A 25,961-nucleotide genomic window follows, 5' to 3' on the forward strand; every position below is an offset into this window, starting at 1 on the left:
GCAGGCAGCATAACGCAGCCTGGGTCGTTGGCCGGCGCTTGGAGGCGCTGGCCGCTTTTCTTTTTACTTGTTGGCCGCTTGGAACTTCACCAGCAGCTCATTGCCACGGCTGACGGCGGTGTCCAGTGCTTCCTTGGCAGTCTTCTTGCCAGTCCAGATTTGTTCGGTTTCCTCGTCCAGGATGGCGCGGATCTGCACGAAGTTGCCCAGGCGCACGCCACGCGACTTCTCGGTGGTCTTGCGGATCATTTGGTTCACGGCGACGTCGGTGCCAGGGTTCTTCTTGTAGAAGCCCGACTTCTCCGTCAGCTCGTAAGCGGCCATGGTGATCGGCAGGTAGCCGGTGCGTTGGTGGCTGGCAGCCTGCACTTCAGGCTTGGACAGGTAGTTGAAGAACGCGGCCACGCCCTTGTAGTTGGCGGCTGGCTTGCCGGCCAGTACCCACAGGCTGGCGCCACCCACGATGGTGTTTTGCGGCGCGCCGGCCACGTCCGGGTAGTAGGGCAGGGTGGACTCGGCGAACTTGAACTTCGCATCGCGCTGGATGCTGGCGTAGCTGCCCGAGGAGCCCACGAACATCGCGCATTCACCCGAGGTGAACGAGGTGATCGGCTTGCTGGCGCGGCCCTTGTAGACGAACAGGCCTTGCTTGGCCATGTTGCCCAGGTTCTCGAAGTGGCGCACATGCAGCGGCGAGTTGAATTCCAGGCGCGCGTCCAGGCCGCCGAAGCCGTTGCCCTTGCTGGCGTAGCTGGTGTTGTGCCAGGTCGAGAAGCTTTCCAGCTGGGCCCAGGTCATCCACGAGGTGGTGAAGGGGCAGGTGCTGCCGCTGGCCTTGAGCTTGGCCGCGATGGACACCACGTCCGGCCAGGTCACGGGGGCCTTTTCAGGGTCCAGGCCGGCGGCCTTGAAGGCGTCCTTGTTGTAATAGAAGACGGTGGTCGAGCTGTTGAAGGGCATCGACATCATCTGGCCGTTGGGGGCCGTGTAGTAGCCCGCCACCGCAGGGATGTAGGCCTTGGGGTCGAACTTGACGCCGCCTTCCTTCATCACGTCGGCCACGGGTTTGACGGCGCCCTTGGCGTACATCATGGTGGCGGTGCCCACTTCGAACACTTGCAAGATGTCGGGCGCATTGCCCGCGCGGTAGGCGGCGATGCCGGCGGCCATGGATTGGTCGTACTCGCCCTTGTAGGTCGGCACCACCTTGTAGTCGCTTTGGCTGGCGTTGAATTGTTTGGCCAGGTCATTGACCCAGTCGTTCAAGGCGCCGTCCATCGAATGCCACCACTGAATTTCAGTCTGGGCCTGGGCCGGAGCGCCGATGGCGGCGGTCAGCGCGGCCACGAGGGCCAGGTTGCGGAACTTCATGCGGACTCCTGAGAAACGAAAAAGAAGGAATGCTAAACGCGCTATATGACAAAGAAACGAAACTTTGTCACACAGGTTCCTTGGCGACAACGGGGGAAACCCGCCGCCCGCGCTGTCTGGCTTTGTCCCTGCAAACCGTGCTGACAAGGCGGCGGCGCACCGAGGGCCGTTCCCCGCGCTGCTAGCATGGTGTGCCCAGGTGCCCGCCTGCGGCCGTTTTGTGTGGCCGCGCTGGGTGCTGTTCCCGGGCCCCGGCCCCTTGTCTCTCAAGCTGTTAGACCCATGAGCAAAACGTCGCTGGACAAAAGCAAGATCAAGTTCCTGTTGCTGGAGGGCATCCATCCCTCTGCGGTCGAGGTGCTGCGATCTGCGGGCTACAGCCAGATCGAAGCGCTCAGCGGGGCCTTGCCGGAGCCTGAACTCAAGGCCAAGCTGGCCGAGGTGCATTTTCTGGGCATCCGCTCGCGCACCCAGCTGACGCGCGAGGTGTTGGCTGCGGCGCCCAAGCTGGTCGCGGTGGGCTGTTTCTGCATCGGTACCAACCAAGTCGACCTCGAAGCCGCGGCCGAACAAGGCGTGGCGGTCTTCAATGCGCCGTATTCCAACACCCGCTCGGTGGCCGAACTGGTGCTGGCCGAAGCCATCCTCTTGCTGCGCGGCGTGCCCGAGAAAAACGCCGTGGCGCACCGGGGGGGCTGGCTGAAGTCGGCCGACAAATCCTATGAAATCCGGGGCAAGACCCTGGGCATCGTCGGTTATGGCTCGATCGGCACGCAGCTGTCGGTGCTGGCCGAGGGCCTGGGCATGCAGGTGCTGTTCCATGACGTGGTGGCCAAGCTGCCTTTGGGCAACGCCCGCCAGGCCGCCAACTTGCCCGCCTTGCTGGCACAAAGCGATGTACTGAGCCTGCACGTGCCCGAGCTGCCTTCGACCGAGTGGTTGATTGGCGCGGCGGAGATCGCCGCCATGAAGCCCGGCGCGGTGCTGATCAACGCCTCGCGCGGTTCGGTGGTGGTCATTGAGGCGCTGGCCGAGGCACTGCGTTCCGGTCATTTGCTGGGCGCGGCGGTCGATGTCTTCCCGGAAGAGCCGCGCAGCAATCAAGACACCTTCGAGTCACCCCTGCGTGGGCTGGACCGCGTCATCCTCACGCCTCACATCGGTGGCTCCACGCTGGAGGCGCAGGCCAACATCGGCCTGGAGGTGGCGGAAAAGCTGGTCAAGTACAGCGACAACGGCACCAGCACCTCGGCGGTCAACTTCCCCGAGGTGGCTTTGCCGGGCCAGCGTGGCCAGCACCGCATCCTGCACGTGCACCGCAACGTGCCCGGCGTGCTGTCGCAGATCAACCGGGTGTTCTCCGAGCAAGAGATCAACATCGCCGCCCAGTACCTGCAAACCCGGGGCGATATCGGGTACGTGGTCATCGATGTGGATGCCGCCTCGTCCGAGCTGGCGCTGGAGCAATTGGCGCTGGTGCCGGGCACGCTGCGCTCCCGGGTGCTGTTCTGAGCCCACCCGCTGCGGCGGGTTTGTTGGCCGCCTGCGGGCGGTCTCTGTCCCGGTGACTTAAAATCCGGGCCCCAAGGTCCATGGGCCTTCACACGCCCACCCCCCAGGTTTTACCCATGAATGCTCCCACCGCGTTGGCCGCTCTCCTGTCGCAGGCCTCTGAACCGGCCCGTTTGCGCGAAATTCCGTACAACTACACCTCGTTTTCCGACCGGGAAATCGTCATTCGCCTGCTGGGCTCCCGCGCCTGGGACCTGCTGAGTCAGTTGCGTGGCGAGCGCCAGACCGGCCGCTCCGCCCGCATGCTGTATGAGGTGCTGGGGGACATCTGGGTGGTGCAGCGCAACCCCTACCTGCAAGACGACTTGCTGGACAACCCCAAGCGCCGTGGTCAGCTGGTGGATGCCCTGCGGCATCGCCTGGGTGAGGTGCAAAAGCGCCGCACGCCGGGCTCGGACGCCGCCCGCGACGCCCTGGTGGGCGAGCTGCTGACCATGGCCGAGCAGGCCGTCAAATCCTTCAATGCGGCGTTTGAAGAGGCCGCCGAGCTGCGTCGCAAGACCCAGAAGCTGCTGCGCAAGTACACCGCCAAGGACAACATCAAGTTTGATGGTTTGTCGCGCGTGGCCCATGTGACCGACGCCACCGACTGGCGCGTCGAGTACCCCTTTGTGGTGCTGACCCCCGATTCCGAAGCTGAGATGGCCGCCCTGGTGCGCGCCTGCATCGAACTGCAACTGACCATCATCCCGCGCGGCGGCGGCACCGGCTACACCGGTGGCGCGATCCCGTTGACCTGGAAGAGCGTGGTCATCAACACCGAAAAGCTCGAAGCCATGACCGAGGTCGAGAAGGTGCAACTGCCCGGCCTGGCCGAGCCGGTGGCCACCATCTGGACCGAAGCCGGCGTGGTCACGCAGCGCGTGGCCGATGCGGCCGAGCGTGGCGGGTTTGTCTTCGCGGTCGATCCGACCTCGGCCGAGGCCTCGTGCATCGGCGGCAACATCGCCATGAACGCGGGTGGCAAGAAGGCCGTGCTGTGGGGCACGGCGCTGGACAACCTGGCCAGCTGGCGCATGGTCACCCCCCAGGCCGAGTGGCTGGAGGTGACGCGCCTGAACCACAACCTGGGCAAGATCCACGACGCTGAACTGGCCAGCTTCGAGCTCAAGTACTACGCCGCCGACGGCAAGACCTGGCTGCGCACCGAACAGCTGGACATTCCGGGCAAGACCTTCCGCAAGGAAGGCCTGGGCAAGGACGTGACGGACAAGTTCCTGTCTGGCCTGCCGGGCATCCAGAAAGAGGGCTGCGACGGCCTGATCACCAGCGCGCGCTGGGTGGTGCACCGCATGCCCGAGCACACCCGCACGGTGTGCCTGGAGTTCTTTGGCAATGCCAAGGACGCGGTGCCCAGCATCGTCGAGATCAAGGACTTCATGTTTGCCGAGCAAAAGCGCTCGGGCACCTTGCTGGCGGGTCTGGAGCACTTGGACGACCGCTACCTGAAGGCCGTGGGCTACGCCACCAAGAGCAAAAAAGGCAATGGGGGCCTGCCCAAGATGGTGCTGATCGGCGACATCGCCGGTGACAACGCCGACGACGTGGCCAAGGCCACCTCGGAGGTGGTGCGCATCGCCAACTCGCGCAGCGGTGAAGGCTTCATCGCCATCAGCGCCGACGCGCGCAAGAAGTTCTGGACCGACCGCAAGAAAACAGCCGCCATCAGCCGCCACACCAACGCCTTCAAGATCAATGAAGACGTGGTGATCCCGCTGCCGCGCATGGCCGAGTACACCGACGGCATCGAGCGCATCAACATCGAGCTGTCGCTGCGCAACAAGCTGGCCTTGTGCGATGCGCTGGAGACATTCTTCAGCCGTGGCAAGCTGCCCCTGGGCAAGGCCGAGGACGCCAGCGAGATGCCCTCGCCCGAACTGCTCGAAGAACGTGTGGCCCAGGCCCTGGCGGTGGTGCGCGACGCGCGCGCCCTGTGGCAAGGCTGGCTGCAAGGGGTGGAGACCCTGTTCCCGCAGCTGCAGGACCACAGCCTGCGCGCGAGCTGGAAGACCGAGATCCGCGCCCGCCTGCAAGCCATCTTCACCGGTGCGGCCTTCAAGCCCATCCTGGACGAAGTCACCGCGACCCACCAAAGCGTGCTCAAGGGCCGTGTTTGGGTGGCCTTGCACATGCACGCCGGCGACGGCAATGTGCACACCAACATCCCGGTCAACAGCGACAACTACGAGATGCTGCAGACCGCGCACGAGGCGGTGGCCCGCATCATGGTGCTGGCGCGCAGCCTGGACGGGGTGATCTCGGGCGAGCATGGCATTGGCATCACCAAGCTGGAGTTCCTGACCGACGCTGAACTGCGTCCCTTCACCGACTACAAGCAAAAAGTCGACCCCGAAGGCCGCTTCAACAAGGGCAAGCTGCTGCGCCCCTCGGCGGGCAGCACCGAAACCCTGCACGCCGACCTGACCAACGCCTACACGCCGAGCTTCGGCCTGATGGGCCACGAGTCGCTGATCATGCAGCAGTCCGACATCGGCGCCATCGCCGACTCGGTCAAGGACTGCTTGCGCTGCGGCAAGTGCAAGCCGGTCTGCGCCACCCATGTGCCGCGCGCCAACCTGCTGTACAGCCCGCGCAACAAGATCCTGGCCACCTCGCTGCTGGTCGAAGCCTTCCTGTATGAGGAGCAGACCCGCCGTGGCGTGTCGATCAAGCACTGGGAAGAGTTCGAGGACGTGGCCGACCACTGCACGGTCTGCCACAAGTGCGCCAGCCCCTGCCCGGTGAAGATCGACTTTGGCGACGTCTCCATGAACATGCGCAACCTGTTGCGCAAGATGGGGCAAAAGAGCTTCCGCCCCGGCAATGCTGCGGCCATGTTCATGCTCAACGCCACCAACCCCGAGACCATCAAGCTGGCGCGTTCGGCCATGGTTGGCGTGGGCATGAAGGCCCAGCGCCTGGCCAACGATGTGCTCAAGGTCGTGGCTCGCAAGCAGACCAGCGCGCCGCCCGCCAGCGTGGGCGCCGCGCCGATCAAAGAGCAGGTGATCCACTTCATCAACAAGAAGATGCCGGGCAACCTGCCCAAGAAGACGGCGCGCGCCTTGCTGGACATCGAGGACAAGGACTACGTCCCGATCATCCGCAACCCGCAGGCCACCACGCCCGAGACCGAGGCGGTGTTCTACTTCCCTGGCTGCGGCTCGGAACGCCTGTTCAGCCAGGTCGGTCTGGCCACCCAGGCCATGCTGTGGCATGCCGGCGTGCAGACCGTGCTGCCGCCGGGCTACCTGTGCTGCGGCTACCCGCAGCGCGGCTCGGGTCAGTTCGACAAGGCCGAGAAGATCATCACCGACAACCGCGTGCTGTTCCACCGCGTGGCCAACACGCTCAACTACCTGGACATCAAGACCGTGGTGGTGAGTTGCGGCACTTGCTACGACCAGTTGCAAGGCTATGAGTTCGAGAAGATCTTCCCGGGCTGCCGCATCGTCGACATCCATGAGTACCTGCTCGAAAAGGGCATCACCCTGGGCGCGGCCGGTGGCAGCGGGGCTTACCTGTACCACGACCCCTGCCACAGCCCCATGAAGCTGCAGGACCCGATGAAGACCGTCAAGGCCCTGGTCGGCGACCAGGTGCTCAAGAGCGATCGCTGCTGCGGCGAGTCGGGCACCCTGGGCGTGAGCCGGCCCGACATCTCGACCCAGATCCGTTTCCGCAAGGAAGAAGAGATCCGCAAGGGCGAAGCGGCCTTGCGCGCCAGTGGCGCTGTGGGCGCGCAGGACAATGTCAAGATCCTCACCAGCTGCCCGAGCTGCCTGCAAGGCCTGAGCCGCTACGGTGACGACCTGCAAAACGGTTTGCTGGAAGCCGACTACATCGTGGTCGAAATGGCCCAGCAGATCCTGGGCGCCGATTGGATGCCCAGCTATGTGCAGGCGGCCAATGCCGGCGGCATTGAGCGCGTGCTGGTGTGAGTTGTTGAGCTGATCCCCGCAAAACCCGGAGTCCTTCATGCAAATTCTTCGACGCGGCCTGCTGGCCAAGACCCTGCGCACTGCTTTGGCGGTGGCTGCTTTGACGGCCATGGGCCTGGCCTCGGCCCAGTCGGCCAAGACCGTGCGCTTGCTGGTGGGCTTTCCCGCTGGCGGCGGCACCGATGTGATTGCCCGCACCCTGGCCGACAAGCTCAAGGATGAACTGGGTGTGCCGGTGATCGTGGAGAACCGCCCAGGCGCCGGTGGGCAGGTGGCGGCCCAGGCCCTGAAGGCGGCACCCGCCGACGGCAGCACCTTCTTCCTGACGCATGACCACACCGTGTCCATCCTGCCCTTGGTGGTGAAGAACCCGGGGTTTGATCCGGCGCGCGATTTCGTCGCGGTGGCGGGTTTTGCCACCTTTGTGAACGCTTTCGCGGTCTCCAGCGGCACGCCCGCCAAGTCCTTCAAGGACTATGTCGCGGCCGTGCAGGCCGGCGGTGGCAAAGGCAATGTGGGCGTACCGGCCCCGGCCTCGGTGCCCGAGTTCCTGGTCAAGGTGATTGGTGAGAAGAACAAGCTCGACCTGGTGTCCGTGCCCTACCGGGGCAGCGCCCCCATGCTGGCCGACATGCTGGGCAACCAGATCGGCGCTGGCGTGGCTTCGGTGCCCGACTTCATTGAAAACCACCGCGCCGGCAAGCTGCGTGTGGTGGCGGTGCTGGGCGACAAGCGCCAGGCGGCTTTGCCCGACGTGCCGACCCTGGCTGAGCTGGGCTTGGTCGGCTTTGAAGATGTGCCGTTTTATGGTCTCTTCGCCCCGGCTGGCACCTCCAAGGCCAGCATTGACCAGTTCTCCGCCGCTTTGGCCAAGGTGCTGAACCAGCCGGATGTCCACGACCGTTTGACCAACATGGGCCTGACCGTGGGTTTCATGAACTCGCAACAACTGGCCACGCGTGAGCACACCTACGCCCAGACCTGGGCCCGCATCATCAAGGCCAGCGGTTTCCAGCCCCAATGAAGGGGCTTTCCGGAGGTCGCTGCGGCCTCCTCATCATTGACCCCCGGCTGACCCCGTCAGCCCAGCAAGGCAGGTAAACACATGGCAGGACTCCAAGCCGGCGCCCCCACCCCCACGGCCCTCACCGTGCACGGCCAGTCGCGCGTGCTCGAGGTGGCGTTTTCGGACGGAGCGGTGTTTCGCCTGCCTTTTGAGCTGATGCGCGTGCTGTCGCCCTCAGCGGAAGTGCAAGGCCACGGTCCGGGCCAGGAGACCCTGCAGACCGGCAAACGCGACGTCACCCTGTTGGGTCTGGAGCCGGTGGGCCACTACGCCGTCAAGCCCACCTTCAGTGATGGGCACGACAGTGGCATCTTCACCTGGGACTACCTCTACACCCTGGGGGTCGAACAAGACCGTTTGTGGGCCGCCTACGAGGCCCGACTCCAGGCCGCCGGTCGCCAGCGCGACGATCCCATGCCGGTCAAGGGCGGTCACGGCTGCGCCAGCCACTGAGCCGTTACCGCATCGGCCAGGCTTTTTTCAATTCAGTTTCAGCATCCCCATGAGCACCACACATTTTGGATTCCAGTCGGTTGACGAGCAGGACAAGGCGCGTCGGGTGCGTGGCGTGTTCGACTCGGTCGCATCCCGCTACGACATCATGAACGACTTGATGTCCATGGGCCTGCACCGGGCCTGGAAGGCCTACACCGTGATGGTGGCCAACCTCAAGGAGGGTGACCAGGTGCTTGACATCGCCGGGGGCACGGGCGACTTGTCGATGGCCTTTGCCAAGAAGGTGGGGCGCACGGGCCGTGTGGTGCACACCGACATCAACGAGGCCATGCTCAGCACCGGCCGCGACCGCCTGCTCAACGCGGGCGTGGTGTTGCCCACCTTGGTCTGCGACGCCGAGAAGCTGCCTTTTCCGGACCAGCACTTTGACCTGGTCAGCGTTGCCTTCGGCTTGCGCAACATGACCCACAAGGACGTGGCCCTTCGCGAAATGAACCGGGTGCTCAAGCCTGGCGGCAAGCTGCTGGTGCTGGAGTTCTCCAAGGTCGCGGCGCCTTTGAGCAAGCCCTATGACTGGTACTCCTTCAAAGTGCTGCCGCAGCTCGGCCAGCTGGTGGCCGGCGACGCCGAGAGCTACCGCTACCTGGCCGAATCGATCCGCATGCACCCCAGCCAGGAAGAGCTCAAGGCCTTGATGAAGCAATGCGGATTCGGCCATGTCGACTACCACAACCTCACAGGCGGTGTGGTGGCCCTGCATGTGGGCATCAAATGCTGAGAGACTATCGGCTGTCGGCTTGAAATCGGGCGTTTCGGCGCCAGGTGTCAAGCCGCAGACGAACACCCCGCCGGGGTGAAGTTCATCGAACAATATCAACGAACAACAAGTTCACTGAACACGTGTGGGGCCCATCTGGCGTCCCCGTAGACCGATCCAATGGAGATGACATGATCAAACAATGGTCCTTGGTGCTGATGCTGGCACTGGCTTTGGTGGGCCACGAGGCCGAAGCGGCACGCCGCTTGGGCGGTGGCAAATCGATGGGCTCGCAGTCCTCGAACGTGACCCAGCGCCAGGCCGCACCGGCCACGCCGGGTGCACCCGCTGCGGCGCCCAATGCGACCCCGGCCACGCCGGCGGCCAACCCTGCGGCGGCGGCCGCACCTCGGCCTGCCACCCCGGCGCCGGCAGCCGCTGCGCCCAAGCGCCCATGGGGCGCCATGCTCGGCGGCTTGGCCGCTGGCCTGGGCCTGGCTTGGCTGGCCCACTCGCTGGGTTTTGGTGAAGCCTTTGGCCAGATGCTGATGTTCGGCCTGTTGGCCATGGCCATCATGGCCGTGGTGGGTTTTGTGCTGAGCAAGCGCCGCGCCGCCAGCCAGTCGGCCGCCAGCAGCAACAGCCCGTTTGCCTTCCAAGGTGCGGGCAACGCCCCGGCCTCGGCCCCGGTGTTGCGCCAGTACAGCCCCGACCACGTGGGCAATGACGCCTCGGCCCGTCCCTGGGAGCGCCACAGCCAATTTGAAGCCCCGGCGGCCGACGCCTCGGCCCGCCCGCAAGCCAGCGGCGTGCAAATTGGCTCGGCCCTGGCTGGTGGTTCGGCCTGGGCCATTCCTGCCGGCTTTGACACCCCCGGCTTCCTGGATGCTGCCAAGCGCAATTTCGTCACCTTGCAAGCCGCCTGGGACCGATCCGACCTGGACACCCTGCGCTCCATGATGACGGACGGCATGCTCGATGAGATTCGGGTTCAGCTGACCGAACGTGAAGCCCACCGCAGTGGCGGCCAGAACACCACCGACGTGGTCATGCTCGAAGCCCAACTGCTGGGCATCGAAGACCTGGGTGAAGGCTACATGGCCAGCGTCGAGTTCTCCGGCATGATCCGCGAAGAGCCCTCGGCCGGCCCGAACCCCTTCCGCGAAGTCTGGAACATGACCAAGCCCAAGGATGGCCGCACTGGCTGGCTGGTGGCTGGCGTTCAAGCCCTGCAATGAGGGCTTTGGGTTCAGGCCGCATGGCGGTCTGAACCCGGATCTCCGACCTTGGGCTGGGGTCGGTGATTCACTTTCGGGGAATAATCGCCCCCTATGGCCTTACCGTCCCCCCTTTCCCTTTTCGACCGCCTGTTTGACCAGGTGACCAGCACCGTCCAGCCCCCCGCCTGGGTGGTGAGCGAGGTGCAGCAGCGCCTGGTGCTCTTGATCAACCATGTGCTGATGCAAGAGCCCGAGGCCATGGCCCGCCTGGCACGGCAAAAACAGCGTGTGGCCAGCGTGCGCTGGCGTCAGTTTTCCCTCCATTTCGTGATCACCCCGGCAGGTCTGTTGGACCTGGCCGATGCCGCCGCGGCCGCCGACCTCAGCCTGTCGGTGACAGAGACCTCGCCAGTCGCCCTGGCCCAAGCCGCGCTGGCCGGCCACAAGCCACCGGTGCACATCGAGGGTGACGTGCAACTGGCGGCCGAAATCAACTGGATTGCCGACCATGTGCGCTGGGACCTCGAAGAGGACTTGGCGCGGGTGCTCGGGGACGGCCCCGCCCACACCCTGGTGCAGGGCGTGCAGACCCTGGCGCGCGGCCTGAAGGACTTTGTCCAGCGCTTTCCGGCCACCTCCATCGTGCGTGACAAGGAAGGCGCATGAGCCGGCTGTTGCGCGGGGCGTACATCGTCTGGATTGTGTTTCGCTTCGGTCTGGACGAGCTGGTGCTCAGCAGCCTGGGCACGCCGCGTTGGCTGCGCTTGGCCCGCATTCTTTCGATCGGGCGGCAACTCGATGCGCCCCGCGGCCAGCGCCTGCGTGAGGCGCTGGAGCAACTGGGCCCCATCTTCGTGAAGTTCGGCCAGGTGTTGTCTACCCGGCGCGACCTGCTGCCGCCCGATATCGCCGACGAGCTGGCCCACCTGCAAGACCGGGTGCCACCCTTCAGCACCGACATCGCCATTGCCACCATCGAGCGCGCCTTCCGCCGCCCGGTGGACGAAGTATTTGTGCAGTTTGACCGCGTGCCCGTCGCCAGCGCCTCCATCGCCCAGGTGCACTTTGGCGTGGTGCGCACCTCCGCCGGGGTGGAACGCGAAGTCGCCATCAAGGTGCTGCGTCCCGGCATGCTGCCGGTGATCGACAAGGACCTGGCCTTGATGCGCATGATGGCGGGCTGGGTCGAAGGCCTGAGCGCCGACGGCAAGCGCCTGAAGCCGCGCGAGGTGGTGGCTGAGTTCGACAAATACCTGCACGACGAGCTGGATTTGGTGCGTGAGGCCTCGAACGCCGCGCAGCTGCGGCGCAACATGAGCGGCCTGGACCTGGTGCTGATCCCGGAGATCTTCTGGGACTTCTGCCACGCCGAGGTGATGGTCATGGAGCGCATGAAGGGCGTGCCCATCAACCAGGTCGAGCGCTTGCGCGACGCCGGCGTGGACATTGCCAAATTGGCGCGCGACGGCGTCACGCTGTTCTTCACCCAGGTGTTCCGCGACGGCTTTTTCCATGCCGACATGCACCCGGGCAACATCCAGGTCAGCTTGGAGCCTGGCACCTTTGGGCGTTACATCTCGCTGGACTTCGGCATCGTGGGCACGCTGACCGAGTACGACAAGGAGTACCTGGCGCAGAACTTCACGGCCTTCTTCCGGCGCGACTACAAGCGGGTGGCCGAGCTGCACATTGAAAGTGGTTGGGTGCCGCCCGAGACCCGGGTCGACGAGCTGGAGTCCGCCATCCGCGCTGTGTGCGAGCCATATTTCGACCGTCCGCTGAAAGAAATCTCGCTGGGCATGGTCTTGATGCGCTTGTTCCAGACCTCGCGTCGCTTCCAGGTGGAGATCCAGCCGCAGCTGGTGTTGCTGCAAAAAACCCTGCTCAACATCGAAGGCCTGGGCCGCCAGCTCGATCCCGAGCTGGACCTGTGGAGCACCGCCAAGCCCTTCCTGGAGCAGTGGATGCTGGACCAGATTGGCCCCAAGCGTCTGTTCAAGCAACTGCGCGACGAGTTTCCGCGCTACGCCCAACTGCTGCCCGAGCTGCCGCGCCTGCTCGCCGAGTACCTGCAAAAAGGCGGTCAGCAGTCCGTGTCGCGCCGTGAGCTGGCCGTGCTGCTGGCCGAGCAGCGCAAAACCAACCGCTTGCTGCAGTCCCTGATCTACGGTGGCATGGGTTTTGTATTGGGTTTGCTGGCCTTGCAACTGCTGATTCGGATCCGCCTGTTCTGAGCGGGGGAGGCCCTCGCCGGGGCCGCCCCGTGATTTCAGGATAATCCGCCCGTCTTTTCAGGAGGTTTTCGTGCTGCTGACCCTGGTCATTGTTTATTTGCTGATCACCATCGCCATTGGCCTGTGGGCGGCCAGACGGGTCAAAAACACGGCCGACTTTGCCGTCGCAGGTCGGCACCTGCCCATGTTCATGATCGTCACCACCACCTTTGCCACCTGGTTTGGCTCGGAAACGGTGATGGGCATCCCGGCCACCTTCATCAAGGATGGCCTGCACGGCGTGGTGGAAGACCCCTTTGGCGCGGGTTTCTGCCTGATCCTGGTGGGCCTGTTCTTCTCGGCCCGGCTCTACAAGATGTCGCTGCTGACCATCAGCGACTACTACCGCGAGCGCTATGGCCGGTTGGTGGAGGTCATCTGCTCGCTGATCATCCTGATCAGCTACCTGGGCTGGGTCGCTGCACAGGTCACTGCCTTGGGCCTGGTCTTCAATGTGCTGTCTGAAGGGTCGATTTCTGCGCCCATGGGCATGCTGATCGGCACGGCCTCCATCCTGGCTTACACCTTGTTTGGCGGCATGTGGTCGGTGGCGGTGACGGACTTCATCCAGATGATCATCCTGGTCAGCGGCCTGTTGATCCTGGCCGTGTTTGCAGGCCAGCAAGCGGGTGGCGTGGGGCAGGTGATTGCCTACGCTCAGCAAAAAGACCTGTTTTCGTTTTGGCCGCCCATGCAGGCCAAGGACATCATGTTCTTCATTGGCGCGGCCATCACCATGATGCTGGGCTCCATCCCGCAGCAGGACGTGTTCCAGCGCGTGATGTCGGCCAAGGACGAAAAAGCCGCCACCCGAGGCCCGGTGATTGGCGGCATCTGCTACATCCTGTTCGCGTTCGTGCCCATGTTCCTGGTCACCAGCGCGCTGATCATCATGCCCGACACCACCGAGCAGCTGCTGTCCACCGGGCGCAAGGTCGACAGCCAGATGATCTTGCCCACCCTGGTGCGCACCCAGATGCCTTTTGTGATGCAGGTGCTGTTCTTTGGTGCCCTGCTGTCGGCCATCAAGAGCACGGCTTCGGCCACCCTGCTGGCGCCCTCGGTCACGTTTGTGGAGAACATCTGGCGCCAGTTCTTCCCGCGCCAAAGCGACCAGCAAGAGTTGCGCACCATGCGCATCACGGTGTTGATCTTCAGCATCTTCGTCTGCACCTACGCCATCCTGTCCAAGGACAAGCCCATTTACGAAATGGTCTCGGGTGCTTACCAGGTGACTTTGGTCGGCGCCATCGTGCCCCTGACCGCGGGTTTGTACTGGCGCCGTGCGACCACGCAAGGTGCGGTGTTGTCCATCGTCTTGGGCATCCTGACCTGGCTGTGCTTCAACCTGACGGCTGCCGGTGAAGAGGTGCCGGCCCAGCTGGCGGGCTTTGTGGCAGGCATCGTGGGCATGCTGGTGGGTTCGCTGGCGCCCCAGGGCTTGGCCGACCGGCGCGCCCCGCACCATGCCTTGCCGGGGCTTTGAGGTCTTTTTCTTGACGCCCAGGGGTCAAGCCTTGCACCGAGCAGGGCTTGCCAATGGGCTGCCCGCCTATAATTGAGGGTTTTGCAACCCCATCCAAGCTCAATCAGCCATGCCAATCTACGCCTACAAATGCGAGTCCTGCGGGCACAGCAAAGACGTCTTGCAAAAAATTTCGGACGCTCCTTTGACTGACTGCCCCGCTTGCGGTGCCGCCAGCTTTCGCAAGCAAATCACTGCCGCCGGCTTCCAGCTCAAGGGCTCGGGCTGGTACGTGACCGATTTCCGCGGTGGCAGCGGTGGCGCAGCCGCTCCGGCGGTGGGTACCGGCGCAGCCGCCAGCACCGACGCTGCGGCCCCCGCTTCGGCTCCAGCCAGCGACAGTGCCGGCGCCAGCAGCACCAAATCCGACGCTTCGCCCACGGCTTCGGCCGGTTCCTGTGGTGGCGGTTGCGCCTGCCACTGACAGAAAGAACCCATGGCCGCCTTGCGTAAATGGCTTTTTGCCGGTCTGCTGGTCATCGTGCCGGTCGCCATCACCATCTGGGTGCTGGACTGGATCATCGGCACCCTTGACCAAACCCTGTTGATCCTGCCGACCCAATGGCGGCCAGATCAGCTTTTGGGCTTCCACATCCCCGGCTTTGGCGTGCTGCTCACGCTCTTGATCCTGCTGGTGGTGGGCGCTGTGGCCAGCAACTTCCTGGGCCGCAAATTGGTCAAGCTGGGCGACGCGATCGTGCACCGCATTCCGGTGGTGCGTTCGATTTACTCCAGCGTCAAGCAGGTGTCGGACACCCTGTTTTCCGAGAGCGGCAATGCCTTTCGCAAGGCGGTGCTGATCCAGTGGCCGCGCGACGGCGTCTGGACCGTGGCCTTCGTCACCGGCGTGCCGGGGGGCGATGTGGCGACCTACCTCAAGGACGACTACCTCAGCGTCTACGTGCCGACCACGCCCAACCCCACGGGGGGCTACTTCGTGATGCTGCGCCGCAGTGACTGCGTCGAGCTCGACATGAGTGTGGACGAGGCACTCAAATACATTGTTTCTATGGGCGTGGTGGCTCCTGCGGGCCCTGCCGTCCTTTCCGATTCTCATTAACGCGCCGTCTCGGCGCTGGATGTTTTCTTATGGCTATGCGTTCACACTATTGCGGTCTCGTGACCGAAGCCCTGCTGGGCCAAACCGTCACCCTGTCGGGTTGGGTCAACCGCCGTCGTGACCACGGTGGTGTGATCTTCATCGACCTGCGCGACCGCGAAGGCTATGTGCAGGTGGTGTGCGATCCCGATCGTGCCGAGATGTTCAAGACCGCTGAAGACGTGCGCAACGAGTTCTGCGTGCAGGTCATCGGTGTGGTGCGTGCGCGTCCGAATGGCACCACCAACGACAAGCTCAAGAGCGGCCAGATCGAAGTGCTGTGCCACGAACTGAAGGTGCTCAACCCCTCGGTGACCCCGCCCTTCCAGATCGATGAGGAAAACCTCAGCGAAACCACCCGTCTGACGCACCGCGTGCTGGACCTGCGCCGTCCTTACATGCAAAACAACCTGATGCTGCGTTACCGCGTGTCCATGGAAGTGCGCAAGTTCCTCGACGCCAATGGCTTCATCGACATCGAAACCCCGATGCTGACCAAGTCCACGCCCGAAGGTGCCCGCGACTACCTGGTGCCCAGCCGCGTGCACGACGGTCAGTTCTTCGCGCTGCCGCAGTCGCCCCAGCTGTTCAAGCAACTGTTGATGGTGGCTGGCTTTGACCGCTACTACCAAATCACCAAGTGCTTCCGCGACGAAGACTTGCGTGCCGACCGCCAGCCCGAATTCACGCAGATCGATATCGAAACTTCCTTCATGGAAGAACAAGACATCCGCGACATGTTCCAGGGCATGATCAAGACCGTGTTCCAGAACACCCTGGGCGTGGACCTGGGCGAGTTCCCTGTCATGACCTACCAAGATGCGGCCTTCCGCTTCGGTTCGGACAAGCCTGACCTGCGCGTCAAGCTCGAGTTCACCGAACTGACCGACGTGATGGCCGATGTGGACTTCAAGGTCTTCTCGACCCCCGCCACCACCAAGGGCGGCCGCGTGGTCGCGTTGCGTGTGCCGGGTGGCGCCAAAGAAGGCTCGGGCCTGTCGCGCGGTGAGATCGACAGCTACACCGAGTTCGTCAAGATCTACGGCGCCAAGGGCCTGGCCTGGGTCAAGGTCAACGAAGTGGCCAAGGGCCGCGACGGCCTGCAAAGCCCGATCGTGAAGAACCTGCACGACAAGGCCATCGCTGAAATCCTGGCCCGCACTGGCGCCCAAGACGGCGACCTGCTGTTCTTCGGTGCCGACAAGGAAAAGATCGTCAACGACGCCATCGGTGCCCTGCGCATCAAGATCGGTCACAGCGAGTTCGGCAAGAAGAACGGCCTGTTCGAAAACCGCTGGGCGCCGCTGTGGGTGGTCGACTTCCCGATGTTCGAATACGACGAAGACGGCCAACGCTGGAACGCTGTGCACCACCCCTTCACCGCGCCCAAGGATGGCCATGAAGACTGGATGGTCACCGCGCCGGAGAAGTGCATCTCCAAGGGCTACGACATGGTGCTCAACGGCTGGGAAATGGGCGGTGGTTCGGTCCGTATCCACCGCGCCGATGTGCAGCAAAAGGTGTTCGACGCCCTCAAGATCAGCCCTGAAGAAGCCCAACAGAAGTTCGGCTTCCTGCTCGACGCCCTGCAATACGGCGCGCCGCCCCACGGTGGTCTGGCCTTCGGTCTGGACCGCATCGTGACCCTGATGACGGGGGCCGAGTCGATCCGCGACGTGATCGCTTTCCCCAAGACCCAACGTGCTCAGTGCTTGCTGACCCAAGCCCCGAGCCCGGTCGACGAGAAGCAACTGCGCGAACTGCACATCCGCCTGCGCAACACGGCCCCGGCGGCCTGAGTCCCGTCCTGACTGCTGGCGCACGCCAGTGCGTCAGTGGGCACCACAAGAAGCGGTCGAGGGCTCTGCCCCGGCCGCTTTTTTCATGCTCTGGAGCGTCCTGTGTCTGCACCCCGTCCTTTCAAGATTCCCGAGTCCGTGTTGGTGGTGATCCACACGCCCGCACTGGAGGTGCTGCTGATTCAGCGCGCCGATGCAGATGAACACTGGCAGTCGGTGACGGGCAGCAAAGACCAATTGGAAGAGGACTTCGCACAGACCGCCGCGCGCGAGGTGTGGGAGGAAACCGGGCTGGACGTGCACGCCCCAGGCTGCCACTTGCACGACTGGGGGCTGGAAAACGTCTACGAGATTTGGCCTCAGTGGCGGCACCGCTACGCCCCAGGTGTCTCGCGCAACCGCGAGCGTGTGTTCGGTTTGACCGTGCCGGCCGCGCTGCCGGTGCGCTTGAGCCCACGCGAACATGTGGCCCAGCGCTGGTTGCCCTGGCGTGAAGCGGCCGACCAGTGCTTTTCGCCCTCCAATGCCGAGGCGATCTTGATGTTGTCGCGCTTTGTCGGGTGAGCCTCAGCCGGATTTCGTGCGGTTGGTCCCACCGCCAACCCGCCGCCTTGTCAGGTTCTGTCGCCTTTGGGTCGCAGGCGCAGGGCTGAGGCCGGGTCTTTTTCTGTCGGCATGGCCGCTGGCGGCTTGGTCCGCTCTTGCAGCGCGCTTTGCGCCTTTTCCTGGGCCCGGGCCTGGGCGGCGGCGCGGTTGCGCACACGCAGCGTCATGCCGCCGGGCTGGCGCTCGCTGTCTTGCCCCAGCACGGCCCGCGCCGGGGCTTGGCCGCAGCGTTGGCGCAGGCGGTCGATGCTGGTCTGCAGGGTCTCGGGCTCGTGGATGCGGGCTTGGTGGCGCAGCAGCACCTGCTGCGACATGTCCAGCAGCTTCACGTTCAAGGTCTCCTCGCTGTGCAGCAGCAGGCTGCGCACGGCCGAGGTGGGGTCGCCCGACAAGCTCATGCCCATGGCGCGCTCGGCCATGCCATTGATCTGCACCAGGCATTCGCGCACGCTGTCCGCGTAGGGCGGGTGCAGCTGGCAGGCATTGGCCATCAGCTCGCTCAGGCCACGGGTGTTGGCGTAGCGCATGCCCAGTTGGAGCAGCCACGACGCGCCTTCTGGCAGGTCGATGGAGGTGTGGGCCAGCACGGCCAGCAAGCCGGCCAGGTTGCAGGCGGCTTCGAAGTCAAAGTCGGTGAGCTGGGTTTCCCCCGCCATCTGCTTGACCAGCTCCACGGCCTTGGCAAACTGGCGTTGCTGGATTTGCTGCAGGGTCAACACCACGCGGGCAAAACGCTGCAAGCGGGCGCTGTCGCCATGGCGCTCCAGCACGCGGGCCAGGTCGGTGCCGCAGCGCTCCAGGCCCTTGCGATCGGTGTCGGCGAAGTACGCAAAGGCCAGCAGCACGATGGACTGGAAGTCGAACAACTTGGAGTCCATGCCCAGGATGGCGGCGCGTGACAAGGCCTTGGTGGCGGCCTCACGTTCACCCATGTAAAAGGCCATCATGCCGAACTTCTGCAAGCGGCCCACAGAGTCCGGGGTCAGGTTGCTGGCCCCTCGGTAGGTCTCCATGGCCTCGGCGAAGTTGCCCACCTCGACCTGAGCGCGGCCCAGCACGTCATAGGCATCCGCGTAGCTGGCGTCTTGGCCGATCAAGCCTTGCAAGGTGGCGATCGCGCGGGTGGCCTGGCCCGATTCGACCTGGGCCCGGGCCACGCCCAGCTTGGCCCAGGGCAGGGCGCGTGCGGCAATCACCGCTTCAAACAAGGTGCGCGCCTCGTCGTGCCGGCCCAGGCGCAGCAGCAGCTCGGCCCCCATGCGCGCGGCGTACAGCCAGTAGGGCTGCTGGGTCTCAAAGCGCTGCAGGCACAGGGTGGCGGCCAGTTCAAAATCCTGCGCCTCCATGGCGTCAAAGATCGGCGCCAGATGCACCTTGCGCAAGCGCGCCAGGCTCAAGCGGTCAAACAGGGCCACGGGGGTGAAGGGCTTGAGCAGGTAGCCGTCCAGGGCGGACTCAGCGGCTTCGGCCACCGAGGCGTAGGAGGCCTCGGCCGTGACCATGAAGAAGATCGTCGAAAACGGCAGCAAATGGGCGCGGCGCAGGTCGTCCAGCAGGGTCTGGCCCGACTCGTTGGTCTCGTCAAAAAACTGCTCACACAGCACGAAGTCGTAGGTGGTGTGCTCCAGCCGGTTGCGTGCATCGCGCACGCGGCTGCATTGCACCACCTTGCCGACCCCGTAGTCGCGCAGCTGGCCCGCCAGGATGCTGCGAGAGGTGGCATTGCCATCAATGACCAGCGCCAAGCAGTCGGAGGTGTCGCGGAGAGGGGCAGTGGCCATCAAAACATCAGCTCAAGCTGATCGGCAGGGTAAATAGCGCCAGTTTAGAGTGTGTCAGTTTGTTTTTAAACCGTAACTTCACGGAGGCGGGGCTCAACACACACAGGTCGAGCAGGTCATGGAACACAATGAGCTGATGGATAAAAACGGTGTTTTTCGCGTCGCGACCTGGAACATCCACAAAGGGGTGAGGGGTGTCGGTCCCACACGGCGGCTGGAGATTTTGGACATTGGCCATGGCGTGGAGCAGCTCGATGCCGATGTGATCTGCCTGCAGGAGGTGCGCAAGCTGCACCGCCGCGAGGAGCAGCACTTCACGCGCTGGCCGGCCATGCCCCAGGCCGACTTTCTGGCGCCCGAAGGCTACGAGGCGGTCTACCGCACCAATGCCTATACCAAGCATGGCGAGCATGGCAACGCGCTGCTGTCGCGCTGGCCGGTGCTGACACATCAGCACGAAGACATGTCGGACCACCGATTCGAGCAGCGCGGCTTGCTGCATGTGGAGATCGACGTGGATGGCCGCCCGGTGCATGTGATCGTGGTCCATCTGGGCCTGATCCCCGGCAGCCGCGTGCGCCAGACCGAGCAGCTGCGGCGCTACATCGCCCGCGAGGTCAACCCCGGCCTGCCCTTGGTGGTGGCGGGCGACTTCAACGACTGGGGTGACACCCTGCGTCGCGCCTTGCGCCACGACGGCTTGCTGGAGCTGGAGTCGACGCGCAACCCCACCTTCCCTTCGCGCTTGCCCCTGGTGCAACTGGACCACATTTACGCGCGCGGCCTGACGGCCATCAGTGCTCAGGTGCCGCGCGGTCGGGCCTGGGCGCGCATGTCAGACCACCTGCCCCTGGTCACCGAATTCCAGCTTTGAGATGCGGCACAGCGGCCTGGTCTACCGTGGTGGTCATGCGCTGACCCTGTTGCAGGGCAGCGCTGAGTTGTTCCCTGCCTTGCTGCAGGCCATGGCGCAGGCCCGCCACAGCATTTGGTTGGAAACCTATATTTTTGACTTCCAGGGCAGCGCCCAGGCCGTGGCCGAAGCCCTGGTCCAGGCCGCCGAGCGTGGCGTGCAGGTGCGCCTGGTGGTGGACGGTGTGGGCACCGGCCAGCCGCCCGCTCCCTGGCCGCAGCGCTGGGACGCTGCGGGTGTGCAGTGGCGCGTGTTTTCGCCCTTGGGACCGCTGGGCTTGCTGATCCCCAGCCGCTGGCGCCGTTTGCACCGCAAGCTCTGTGTGGTCGATGGGGAGCGCTTGTTTTGCGGCGGCATCAACATCCTGGACGATCGTCATGACCCCTTGCATGGGGCTTTGAGCGAGCCGCGCTTCGACCTGGCCGTGGGCTTGACCGGGCCCGTGGTGCTCGAGGCCGCCCACACCATGGCGCAGCTGTGGCGCCGCGTCGAGGCGGGCCGAGCCGTGCGGGCGCGCCAGTGGCCGCAGGCCTTGCAAGGCTGGTTGCGCCAAGGCCCGGCAGAGCTTGGGGCTGCGACGGGGACCGATGTCAAGGCGGGTGCCAAAGGCCTGCGCGCTGCCCTGGCGCTGCGCGACAACCTGCGCCACCGCAGTCACATCGAGCGCGCTTATTTGCGCGCCATCGGCACCGCACGCCGTGAGGTCTTGATCGCCAACGCCTACTTTTTGCCCGGCCGCCGACTGCGCCGGGCCCTGGTGCTGGCCGCGCGCCGGGGCGTGCGCGTGCAATTGCTCTTGCAGGGCCGCTATGAAAGCTTCATGCAGTTCCATGCGACGCGCCCGGTTTACCGCCAACTGTTGGCCGCTGGGGTGGAGATCCACGAGTACGCGCCCAGCTTCCTGCATGCCAAGGTGGCGGTGGTCGATGGCTTGTGGAGCACCGTGGGCTCGTCCAACCTCGATCCCTTGAGTCTGCTGTTGGCCCGCGAGGCCAACGTCATGGTGCGCGACCGCAGCTTCGCCCGCCAGCTGCGCCAGGCCTTGTTGGAGGCCATGCACCACGCGGGCCGCCAGGTCGTCTTGGCCGACCTGGCCCAGCGGCCCTGGCAGCAGCGCTTGCGCGACCGCGTGGCCTTTGGCCTGATGCGCCTGGCCTTGTGGTTGACCGGGCACCGCTATTGAAGACCGGGGATGAGCGGGCCAGTCGGAGCCCGTTATCGAGCCTGTTTTGCTGCGCAATTCATAGCATTGGCCCTGGACTCTGTAGGGGGTAAATGCCGCAATACCCCCACACGCATTCGCTGGTACCATGGGCCGCTGTTTGCACCGAGTACAAGCTGAAATGAACCCAATCAACCCGGACGAGGGCACCCCCGTCTCGCTGAAAATCCGTGAGCGTCTGGCTGCGTCGCGCAAGCGATTCAATGCCAACGACAACATTGCCGAGTTCATCCAGCCGGGTGAGTTGGAGAAGTTGCTCGACGAGGTCGAGGTCAAGATGCAAGGGGTGTTGGACAGCCTGGTGATCGACACCGCCACCGACCACAACACCAACAACACGGCGCGCCGCGTGGCCAAGATGTACCTCAACGAGGTCTTCCGCGGTCGCTACGTGCCGCAGCCCCCGATCACAGAGTTTCCCAACGCCGAGCACCTCAACGAGCTGATGATCGTCGGCCCGATCACCGTGCGCAGCGCCTGCAGCCACCACTTTTGCCCCGTCATCGGGCGCATCTGGATCGGTGTCATGCCCAACGAGCACACGAACGTGATCGGCCTGTCCAAGTACGCCCGTCTGGTTGACTGGGTCATGGGCCGCCCCCAGATTCAGGAAGAAGCCGTGGTTCAACTGGCTGACCTGATCCAGGACAAGACCCAACCCGATGGCCTCGCTATCGTGATGGAAGCCAGCCACTTCTGCATGTCTTGGCGCGGTGTGCGCGAGATGGACAGCAAGATGATCAACTCGGTGATGCGCGGTGTGTTCCTCAAAGACCCCGCCCTGCGCCGTGAGTTCCTGTCGCTGATTCCCCGTTGAGCTTGGGGCCACTTGCGGCCCTTTTTGATTTTTCCTACCGATCCAGCCCTGAAGGTCTGCCATGCTAGTTCGCCTGCTCTACGCCAGCCGCGCCACCGACACCAGTCCGGACGCCATCGATGCCATCCTGGCCCAGTCTCGCCAGCACAACCCCGGCTCGGGCATCACGGGCATTCTTTGTTACGGCGGCGGCATCTTCTTGCAGGCCATCGAAGGCGGTCGTTCGGCCGTGAACGAGCTGTATGGCCACATCCAGCGTGACAAGCGCCACCAGCAAGTCGAGCTGATGGACTACGAAGAAATCTCCGAGCGCCGTTTTGGCGGCTGGACCATGGGACAGGTCAACCTGTCCAAGCTCAACACCTCGATCTTGCTCAAGTACTCGGAGCGCCCCGAGCTCGACCCCTACTCGGTGTCGGGCAAGGTGTCGCTGGCCTTGCTCGAAGAGCTGATGGCCACGGCGTCCATCATTGGGCGTGCCTGAGGTCCTGAGCCTGGTCGCGTCGCAGGGGCGCTGGGGCCTTTGGGCGTCATGAGTTGAGCCCTGATTGATTCTTGGGCGAGGTGTCGCGGCAGCACACCTCGCCCTTTTGCATTTGAACGTCCTTTTTCATGTCCTTGATTGCGTTTTCGCTGGTTCTGCTGGCCGGCCTGATCCACGCCTTGTGGAACATCGCCGCCAAAAAAGCGGGCGGTGATTCGCGCTTTGCCTTCTTCACCTCGGCCTTGATGATGCTGGTCTGGGCCCCGCTGGGCTTGTGGCTCGGCTGGGACGCTGTGCCGAAGTGGGGGGCGCTGGAGTGGGGCTTGGTCGGCCTGAGCGGCGTGCTGCATGTGGTGTATTACGTCATCTTGCTGCGGGGTTACCAGCGTGCCGATCTGACGGTGGTTTACCCGTTGGCGCGCGGCTCCGGGCCTTTGCTGTCCTCGTTGGTGGCCCTGACCTTCATGGGGGAACAGGGCTCCTGGGCCGGCGTGGGCGGCATGGTGGCGGTGGTCTCGGGCGTGTTCTTGGTGGCTGGGGGCCCAGGCTTGTGGCGGGCCTCGCATGACCCAGCTCGGCGCGACCGGGTGCGCCTGGGGTTGATGTACGGGCTGTGCACGGGGGTGTTCATTGCCAGCTACACCGTGGTGGATGGCTACGCCGTCAAGGTGATGCTGATGTCGCCGGTGCTCGTGGACTACATGGGTAACTTCGTGCGTCTGGGGCTGCTCACCCCCGGCGTCTGGCGCGATCGCCCTGAGGCGCTGCGCCTGTGGCGCCTGCAGTGGAAGCCCGCCCTGCTGGTGGCCACCATCAGCCCGGTGTCTTATGTGCTGGTGCTTTACGCCATGCAGACCGCGCCGCTGTCGCATGTGGCGCCCGCGCGCGAGGTGTCTATGTTGTTTGCCGCCTTGATTGGCGGGCACTTGCTGGGCGAGGGCGACCGCGTGCCGCGCTTGCTCGGCGCTTTGTTGATCGCCGCAGGCGTGACCTTGCTGGGACTGGGTTGATGAGCACACACCACGATTTGTCGGAAAGCCTGCTGGGCTGCGACTTCAGCAGCCGGCCCACGCGCCAAAAGCCCATCGTGCTGGCCCTGGGGCAGCAACGCAGCGGGCGTGTGCAACTGAGCCGCTTGCTGCGCCTGGAGAGCCTGGAGGCCTATGCCGAGTGGCTGCGCCAGCCGCGCGCTTGGGTGGGTGGCTTTGACCTCCCCTTTGGCCTGCCGCGCGAGCTGGTGCTCAGCCTGGGCTGGCCCCGCGATTGGGAGGCCTGCATGCGCCACTACGCGGGCCTGAGCCGGCCTGAAATCCGCGACTGCTTCGCCGCCTTCTGCGATGCCCGGCCCGTGGGCGGCAAATTCGCCCACCGCGCCACCGACGGCCCGGCGGGCTCCAGCCCCTCGATGAAATGGGTCAATCCTCCGGTGGCCTACATGCTGCATGCGGGCCTGCCGCCCTTGTTGGACGCGGGCGTGCACTTGCCAGGTTTGTGGCAGCCGCCTGGCCAGGCCCCCGCGCAGCGGGTGGCACTGGAGGCTTACCCGGGCTTGCTCGCCCGGGAGCTGATTGGGGCGCGCTCGTACAAGAGTGATGACCGCGCCAAGCAAACGCCCGAGCGCCTGATCGCCCGCAAAGACCTGATCACCGCCTTGGAGAACGGCCAGACCCGCCTGGGCCTGCGCCTCAAGCTCAGCCACGCCCAGCGCGATGCCCTGGTCGACGATGCGCGTGGCGACAGCCTCGACGCCGTGCTGTGCCTGGTGCAAGCGGCTTGGGCTCAGCGTTGCCAGGAAGCGGGTGATGCCCGCTACGGCCTGCCCGAGGGCATGGACCCCTTGGAAGGCTGGATCGTCACCGCCCCATTCGGCGCTTGAGCGTTCCAACTTGGGGGTGCGCAGGGCGAGGCCGTCCTCGCGCAGGGCTGGCTCGCCACGCCTGCCTGCTGTCGATACACTGGCGGCCTGATCGGAAATCTGGCAAATGAAACAGACCCGTTACACGTCTTACCAACCGCTGCTGAAATCGCTGGCCCAGGCTGCCATCGCCCACCGTCCCCAAGACTGGACCGAGGGCGAAGTCCTGTTGCGCCCGAGCAGCCCTGGCGTCGCTTGCGCTCAACGCCGTAGCGAAGAGGCGGCGCAGGTCCCGGTGGCGCCTCCGGTCTTGACCCAGGCCCAGACCCTGGCTCGGGCTCTGACGGACGATGGCCTGCCCTGGGTGGCTTGCCGGGTTGGATTTTTTCGCAAGGCGGTGGGTTGGGGGGTGCGTGTGCGCATCACCCCAGCCGTCGGTGCGCCGGAGGTGGACCTGACGCCCGACCGCCCTCCTGCTGCCGCTGCTGCTGTCCCCGCCGCTTTGACCCCACCCCCAGCGGCCCCTGCGGTCTCGTCGGGCTGGGGACCGACCCAACCTGCGGCGGTGGAGCCCATCCTCCCGCCATCGGGCCGGCCTGCCCTGGTCTGCGCCCAATGCCATGAGACCGCCTTGCACTTCAAGTTCAGCCGCGAAGGCTTGGACCACTACCGCTGCCAATGCTGTGGCTATGAAGTCGACATGCACGCCCGCCCCGATTTTGATGACTCGGCTTACCAGTTGGCCCGTGGCAGCGAGGGAGCCCGGGCCTTGGAGACGCCAGAGGGCTTGCGTCGAACGCTGGAGGGGGTGATCACGGGGCCGGCGTTTTCGCTTCGCTTCAGCACCCCTGAAACCTTGGTGTACGAGGTGCCGACTGGTCAGGTGCCGATGCGGGTGGTGGCCGACGCGGAGCGGGGCGCGCGCGTGGTGGAGGCCAACCGCGTCACCACCATGGACACGCCTTTTGGCTCGCGCATGCTGACCCCACGCGAACACGCCGCGATCCTGGCTCACCTGGCCCAGGCTGTGCCCTTGTTGCCTGGGCGCTTTTTCATTGAGTGAAGCTGGCGATGTGGCGGCGTGTCCTCGGGTGTTTGAGCCTGCTGTGCAGTCTGGGGGCGCTGGCGCCATCCCTCTGGGCAGGCCCAGCCCCTTGGTATGTCTGGCGCAGCCAGCTCCATGGGCAGGAGCTGTGTGCTCAGA

The 25,961-nt window shown here is 64.7% G+C and carries 22 protein-coding genes; 20 read left to right on the forward strand and 2 right to left on the reverse strand.

All coding sequences use genetic code 11. From position 1 onward, the window contains the following. Positions 1-63: 63 nt before the first annotated feature. Positions 64-1,371, reverse strand: a complete 1,308-nt coding sequence (gene ugpB, locus PSQ39_RS17095; RefSeq protein WP_273928058.1) for a sn-glycerol-3-phosphate ABC transporter substrate-binding protein UgpB — start codon at positions 1,369-1,371, stop codon at positions 64-66. A 282-nt stretch (positions 1,372-1,653) separates the two neighbouring features. On the opposite strand from ugpB, the gene serA reads away from it, so the two are divergent. From serA to nudB, 13 genes are all read left to right on the forward strand, one after another. Then, positions 1,654-2,883, forward strand: a complete 1,230-nt coding sequence (gene serA, locus PSQ39_RS17100) for a phosphoglycerate dehydrogenase (protein ID WP_273928060.1) — start codon at positions 1,654-1,656, stop codon at positions 2,881-2,883. A 116-nt stretch (positions 2,884-2,999) separates the two neighbouring features. Then, positions 3,000-6,884 carry an FAD/FMN-binding oxidoreductase gene (locus PSQ39_RS17105; protein ID WP_273928062.1) on the forward strand — a complete coding sequence of 1,295 codons (3,885 nt, stop codon included), beginning with the start codon at positions 3,000-3,002 and terminating at the stop codon, positions 6,882-6,884. A gap of 37 nt (positions 6,885-6,921) precedes the next feature. Next, complete coding sequence (locus PSQ39_RS17110) at positions 6,922-7,908, forward strand: Bug family tripartite tricarboxylate transporter substrate binding protein (RefSeq protein ID WP_273928064.1); 987 nt, start codon at positions 6,922-6,924, stop codon at positions 7,906-7,908. 81 nt (positions 7,909-7,989) lie between these two features. Then, entirely contained in the window at positions 7,990-8,403 is a 414-nt protein-coding gene (locus PSQ39_RS17115; RefSeq protein WP_273928066.1) for a DUF971 domain-containing protein, read from the forward strand. 49 nt (positions 8,404-8,452) lie between these two features. Continuing rightward, complete coding sequence (ubiE, locus tag PSQ39_RS17120; protein ID WP_273928067.1) at positions 8,453-9,184, forward strand: bifunctional demethylmenaquinone methyltransferase/2-methoxy-6-polyprenyl-1,4-benzoquinol methylase UbiE; 732 nt, start codon at positions 8,453-8,455, stop codon at positions 9,182-9,184. A gap of 170 nt (positions 9,185-9,354) precedes the next feature. Beyond that, positions 9,355-10,401: a Tim44 domain-containing protein gene (locus PSQ39_RS17125; RefSeq protein WP_273928069.1), complete on the forward strand. Its 1,047-nt coding sequence runs from the start codon at positions 9,355-9,357 to the stop codon at positions 10,399-10,401. 93 nt (positions 10,402-10,494) lie between these two features. Then, the gene (locus tag PSQ39_RS17130) at positions 10,495-11,049 is read left to right on the forward strand and encodes an SCP2 sterol-binding domain-containing protein (RefSeq protein WP_273928071.1); all 555 of its coding nucleotides are present in this window, start codon (positions 10,495-10,497) and stop codon (positions 11,047-11,049) included. Continuing rightward, positions 11,046-12,617, forward strand: coding sequence for a ubiquinone biosynthesis regulatory protein kinase UbiB (gene ubiB, locus PSQ39_RS17135; protein WP_273928073.1), 1,572 nt, complete (start codon positions 11,046-11,048; stop codon positions 12,615-12,617). The genes PSQ39_RS17130 and ubiB overlap by 4 nt, the downstream gene beginning before the upstream one ends. A 70-nt stretch (positions 12,618-12,687) precedes the next feature. Next, complete coding sequence (locus PSQ39_RS17140) at positions 12,688-14,142, forward strand: sodium:solute symporter family protein (protein ID WP_273928075.1); 1,455 nt, start codon at positions 12,688-12,690, stop codon at positions 14,140-14,142. Positions 14,143-14,251: 109 nt separating this feature from the next. Further along, positions 14,252-14,605, forward strand: a complete 354-nt coding sequence (locus PSQ39_RS17145) for an FmdB family zinc ribbon protein (RefSeq protein ID WP_273928077.1) — start codon at positions 14,252-14,254, stop codon at positions 14,603-14,605. A gap of 12 nt (positions 14,606-14,617) precedes the next feature. Then, positions 14,618-15,241, forward strand: a complete 624-nt coding sequence (locus tag PSQ39_RS17150; RefSeq protein ID WP_273928079.1) for a DUF502 domain-containing protein — start codon at positions 14,618-14,620, stop codon at positions 15,239-15,241. Between the two features lie 29 nt (positions 15,242-15,270). Further along, positions 15,271-17,079, forward strand: a complete 1,809-nt coding sequence (gene aspS / locus PSQ39_RS17155; RefSeq protein ID WP_273928081.1) for an aspartate--tRNA ligase — start codon at positions 15,271-15,273, stop codon at positions 17,077-17,079. A gap of 102 nt (positions 17,080-17,181) precedes the next feature. Continuing rightward, positions 17,182-17,643 (forward strand): dihydroneopterin triphosphate diphosphatase, encoded by a 462-nt coding sequence (gene nudB, locus PSQ39_RS17160; RefSeq protein WP_273928083.1) that lies wholly within the window; start codon positions 17,182-17,184, stop codon positions 17,641-17,643. 50 nt (positions 17,644-17,693) lie between these two features. Here nudB and PSQ39_RS17165 read toward each other — a convergent pair whose 3' ends face one another. After that, positions 17,694-19,466 (reverse strand): response regulator, encoded by a 1,773-nt coding sequence (locus PSQ39_RS17165; RefSeq protein ID WP_273928085.1) that lies wholly within the window; start codon positions 19,464-19,466, stop codon positions 17,694-17,696. A gap of 118 nt (positions 19,467-19,584) precedes the next feature. Here PSQ39_RS17165 and PSQ39_RS17170 point away from each other — a divergent pair, with 118 nt between their 5' ends. From PSQ39_RS17170 to PSQ39_RS17200, 7 genes are all read left to right on the forward strand, one after another. Then, positions 19,585-20,340 (forward strand): endonuclease/exonuclease/phosphatase family protein, encoded by a 756-nt coding sequence (locus PSQ39_RS17170; RefSeq protein WP_273928087.1) that lies wholly within the window; start codon positions 19,585-19,587, stop codon positions 20,338-20,340. Position 20,341: 1 nt separating this feature from the next. Next, the gene (gene clsB, locus PSQ39_RS17175) at positions 20,342-21,562 is read left to right on the forward strand and encodes a cardiolipin synthase ClsB (RefSeq protein WP_273928089.1); all 1,221 of its coding nucleotides are present in this window, start codon (positions 20,342-20,344) and stop codon (positions 21,560-21,562) included. A 160-nt stretch (positions 21,563-21,722) separates the two neighbouring features. After that, positions 21,723-22,418: a GTP cyclohydrolase I gene (gene folE, locus PSQ39_RS17180; protein ID WP_273928091.1), complete on the forward strand. Its 696-nt coding sequence runs from the start codon at positions 21,723-21,725 to the stop codon at positions 22,416-22,418. Between the two features lie 61 nt (positions 22,419-22,479). Then, positions 22,480-22,902, forward strand: coding sequence for a BLUF domain-containing protein (locus tag PSQ39_RS17185; protein WP_273928093.1), 423 nt, complete (start codon positions 22,480-22,482; stop codon positions 22,900-22,902). A gap of 128 nt (positions 22,903-23,030) precedes the next feature. Then, positions 23,031-23,912 (forward strand): DMT family transporter, encoded by an 882-nt coding sequence (locus PSQ39_RS17190; RefSeq protein ID WP_273928094.1) that lies wholly within the window; start codon positions 23,031-23,033, stop codon positions 23,910-23,912. Further along, on the forward strand, positions 23,912-24,778 hold the full coding sequence (locus tag PSQ39_RS17195) for a DUF429 domain-containing protein (protein WP_273928097.1): 867 nt from the start codon (positions 23,912-23,914) through the stop codon (positions 24,776-24,778). Before PSQ39_RS17190 ends, PSQ39_RS17195 begins: the two co-directional genes overlap by 1 nt. 106 nt (positions 24,779-24,884) lie before the next feature. Next, positions 24,885-25,820, forward strand: coding sequence for a hypothetical protein (locus tag PSQ39_RS17200; RefSeq protein ID WP_273928098.1), 936 nt, complete (start codon positions 24,885-24,887; stop codon positions 25,818-25,820). Positions 25,821-25,961 lie beyond the last annotated feature (141 nt).

This window comes from Curvibacter microcysteis (assembly GCF_028649455.1).
GTDB classification, from domain to species: domain Bacteria; phylum Pseudomonadota; class Gammaproteobacteria; order Burkholderiales; family Burkholderiaceae_C; genus Curvibacter; species Curvibacter microcysteis.